A 3112-nucleotide genomic window follows, 5' to 3' on the forward strand; every position below is an offset into this window, starting at 1 on the left:
GCTACAAGGGATTGGCGAAGAACACGGCGCAGCTTTACACGCTCTTCGGGTTGGCCGTTCATGGTGCCGGCGTGGGCGCTCAAACCCATGTGCACGGCGAAGGGCATCTCGACGTCGCCATCGATGGGGGCGCGTTGGCGCTGGAACTGAGGCTGCCGCTGGAGGTGGTGGTCGGGTTCGAACGGCCGCCGCGCGACGACCGCCAACGGCAAGCCTTGAACGACGGACTGCGCGCGCTCGAGCAGGCGCACCGACTGTTTACCCCTTCGGCGGCGGCCCAGTGCCAGCTGCGCGCCGCCACGGTGGGAGAGCCGAGTTGGGACGACGCCGGCCACGGGGATGTGCAGGCGCACTACTCGTACACATGTGCGCAGCCTGCCGCGCTGCGCCACCTGGAGACGGCCGCCTTGTTCGAACGTTTCAAGCGCCTGCACCGGCTGCATGTGCAGCGCATCGGACCTCAGGGGCAGGCTGCGGCCCGCTTGACGCGGGCCCAGCCGGTGCTGCGCTGGTGAGCCCCACGATGGTGGTTCTGGAAGCGGTGCGCTTTCGCTGGCCGAGGCGGCCGCAGGCTTGCTTGGATCTGACCCACCTTGCCCTGGCGCAGGGCGAGCGGGTCATGCTGCGCGGCCCCTCGGGCAGCGGAAAAAGCACCCTGCTCAACCTCCTCAGCGGCGTGGTCACCCCCGAGCATGGGCACATCGAGGTGTTGGGCACCCGCATCGAGGCGTTGTCGGCGCGCGCACGGGATCGTTTCCGGGCCGACCACATCGGCATCATTTTCCAGCAATTCAATCTGTTGCCGTGGCTGCCTGTGCTGGACAATGTGTGTTTGCCCTGCGTGTTCTCTGCGCGGCGCCGCGAGCGCGCCGGCGACGTGCAAGCCCAGGCCAGGCGCTTGTTGACGCAACTGGGGATTGCCGCTGCGTCGTGGGCTCGCCCGGCGCGCGAACTCTCGGTCGGGCAGCAACAACGGGTGGCTGCGGCACGGGCGCTCATGGGCCATCCGGACCTGATCTTGGCCGATGAGCCGACGTCGGCGCTGGACGCCGAGCTGCAGCATATTCTGGTGGATGAGCTTTGCCGTGCATGCGGCAACCGGGGGGCCAGCTTGTTGTTCGTCAGCCATGATGCGCGGCTGACTGAGCGCTTCGACCGTGTCGTCGAGCTGGCCGACATCAACCGCAGCGCTGCCGGGGAGCGCACATGAAGGCCATCTGGCTGCTTGCCTTGCATAGCGCCAAGGCCCGCCGTGTCAACTTGAGCATCACGGTGATGGCGCTGGCGCTGTCGTCGGCCATGTTGCTGGCGGTGGAGCGGGTGCGCAGCGATGCGCGCGCCAGCTTCACCCAAGCGGTCTCCGGGGTGGACTTGGTCGTGGGTGCGCGCACCGGCAGCATCCAGCTGGTGCTGTACGCCGTTTTTCGGATCGGCGCAGCCACACACAACATGCGCTGGGACAGCTACACCGCCTTGGCCGAGCATCCAGCCGTGGCGTGGGCGGTGCCCATCTCGCTGGGTGACAACCACCGCGGCTTCCCGGTGGTCGGCACCACGCCTGCCTATTTCGAGCGCTTGCGCTACGGCGACGGGCGGCCCCTCGCCCTGGCCGCCGGTCGCCCATTCACCGGCAGTGGCGACGGGCTTTTCGAAGCGGTGCTCGGCCACGAAGTGGCGCGCCGGCTGGGGTATCGGCTCGGCGAGGCGATCGTGCTGTCCCACGGCATGCAGGACTGAGGGCCGCAGCATGGCGACAAGCCGTTTACCGTCGTGGGTATTCTTGCCCCGACGGGCACGCCGGTCGATCGGAGCGTGCACATCAGTTTGCCCGCCATGAACGCGCTGCATCTGGATTGGGTGGGGGGCGCTCCCCTGCCCGGTGTCAGCATCCCGCCCGAGCTCCTGCGTTCATGGGAGCTGCAACCCAAAGAAATCACCGCTGTCTTCGTCGGCTTGCACCAACGCAGCGATGTGTTTCGCCTGCAACGGCACCTGCATCAGTGGCCGCATGAACCGCTGCTGGCCGCGATGCCGGGAATCGCCCTCGATGAACTGTGGCAAGTGTGGACGCAAGTCGAGCGGGCGCTGTGGGCGATGTCGGCGCTGGCCGTCCTGGTGGGCTTAAGCGGCATGGGCGCAACGCTGTTGGCGGGCCTGGAGCAGCGCCGCCGCGAATGGGCGATTCTGCGCAGCCTGGGGGCCGGTCCGCGGGAGATTGGGGTGCTGGTGCTGCTCGAGGGTGCCCTGGTGGTGATGGCGGGGTTGGCCGCGGGCTTGCTGCTCCTGACGCTGAGCGCGGCGGCCTTTGCCCCGCTGGTGCAAGCGCACTGGGGATTGGTTTTGAGCGCGCGCCTGCCCTCGGCGCACGAATGGGCTCTGCTGGGCCTGCTGCTGGCCATCGGCCTGCTGGCCAGCGCGGCACCGGCCTGGCGCGCCTGGCGGCACACCTTGGCCGATGGCTTGACACCACGATGAAGCGGCGTCGTTTCATGGTCCTGTCCGGCAGCCTGCTCCTAGGCAGCGCCGCCGCTGCGCGTTCGGCCTGGCCCGATCTGCACTGGGACGAATTGCTGCCGCCGGGCTGGAAGGCCGATCTGGGCATGCCGCCGGCCGAGCTGGCGCGGCTCAGCGACACCGACCCGCGCGCCATCGAGTGGTTCGAACGCTTGCGCAAAGCGTGGGAGGAGGCGCCGCTCAACCCGGCGGTGCACGGGCGCCGCGGGCGCATCGCCGGCTTTACCCTGCCACTGGAGCGCCGCGGCGACAAGGTCATCGAATTTCTGCTCGTGCCGTATTACGGGGCCTGCATCCACTCGCCGCCCCCACCGGCCAACCAGGTTATCCATGCGCGTTCGGCCACACCGTTGGCTGGCATCCATTTGATGACCCCGGTCTGGGTTTACGGAACGCTGTTCGCGCAACGCGGCTCCACGGTTTGGGCGGCGTCCGGCTACCGCATGGAGGTGGACAAAGTGACCCCACGCCCCGGGGCCGATCGACGCTGAGGACCGTCCATGCGGAGTTTTCCGCATCGCGGCCTCACCGAGGCGGTGTATGCTCATGTCTGTCCCAACGCCCTGCGCCAACGGCACGCAAGGCTCTCCCCATCCAG

5 protein-coding genes are annotated in these 3112 nt (G+C 68.3%); all 5 read left to right on the top strand.

Annotated features, from left to right (window positions below; all coding sequences use genetic code 11):
- On the top strand, positions 1 to 515 hold a 515-nt coding region (locus V7026_RS11265), incomplete at its 5' end, for a DUF2796 domain-containing protein (RefSeq protein WP_334155472.1).
- 8 nt (positions 516 to 523) lie between these two features.
- Positions 524 to 1210, top strand: a complete 687-nt coding sequence (locus V7026_RS11270; protein ID WP_334155473.1) for an ABC transporter ATP-binding protein — start codon at positions 524 to 526, stop codon at positions 1208 to 1210.
- Positions 1207 to 1737 (top strand): ABC transporter permease, encoded by a 531-nt coding sequence (locus V7026_RS11480; protein ID WP_443082361.1) that lies wholly within the window; start codon positions 1207 to 1209, stop codon positions 1735 to 1737. The genes V7026_RS11270 and V7026_RS11480 overlap by 4 nt, the downstream gene beginning before the upstream one ends.
- A gap of 96 nt (positions 1738 to 1833) precedes the next feature.
- Positions 1834 to 2475, top strand: a complete 642-nt coding sequence (locus V7026_RS11485) for an FtsX-like permease family protein (RefSeq protein WP_443082362.1) — start codon at positions 1834 to 1836, stop codon at positions 2473 to 2475.
- Positions 2472 to 3005: a DUF3299 domain-containing protein gene (locus V7026_RS11280; RefSeq protein ID WP_334155474.1), complete on the top strand. Its 534-nt coding sequence runs from the start codon at positions 2472 to 2474 to the stop codon at positions 3003 to 3005. The genes V7026_RS11485 and V7026_RS11280 overlap by 4 nt, the downstream gene beginning before the upstream one ends.
- Positions 3006 to 3112 lie beyond the last annotated feature (107 nt).

It is taken from the genome of Tepidimonas sp., from assembly GCF_036825565.1.
GTDB lineage: Bacteria > Pseudomonadota > Gammaproteobacteria > Burkholderiales > Burkholderiaceae_C > Tepidimonas.

What these genes read in the sequence shown, in the direction of transcription:
- V7026_RS11270 (WP_334155473.1), top strand. Translation starts at nt 524, where the DNA reads ATGGTGGTTCTGGAAGCGGTGCGCTTTCGCTGGCCGAGGCGGCCGCAG.
- V7026_RS11280 (WP_334155474.1), top strand. Translation starts at nt 2,472, where the DNA reads ATGAAGCGGCGTCGTTTCATGGTCCTGTCCGGCAGCCTGCTCCTAGGC.
- V7026_RS11485 (WP_443082362.1), top strand. Translation starts at nt 1,834, where the DNA reads ATGAACGCGCTGCATCTGGATTGGGTGGGGGGCGCTCCCCTGCCCGGT.
- V7026_RS11480 (WP_443082361.1), top strand. Translation starts at nt 1,207, where the DNA reads ATGAAGGCCATCTGGCTGCTTGCCTTGCATAGCGCCAAGGCCCGCCGT.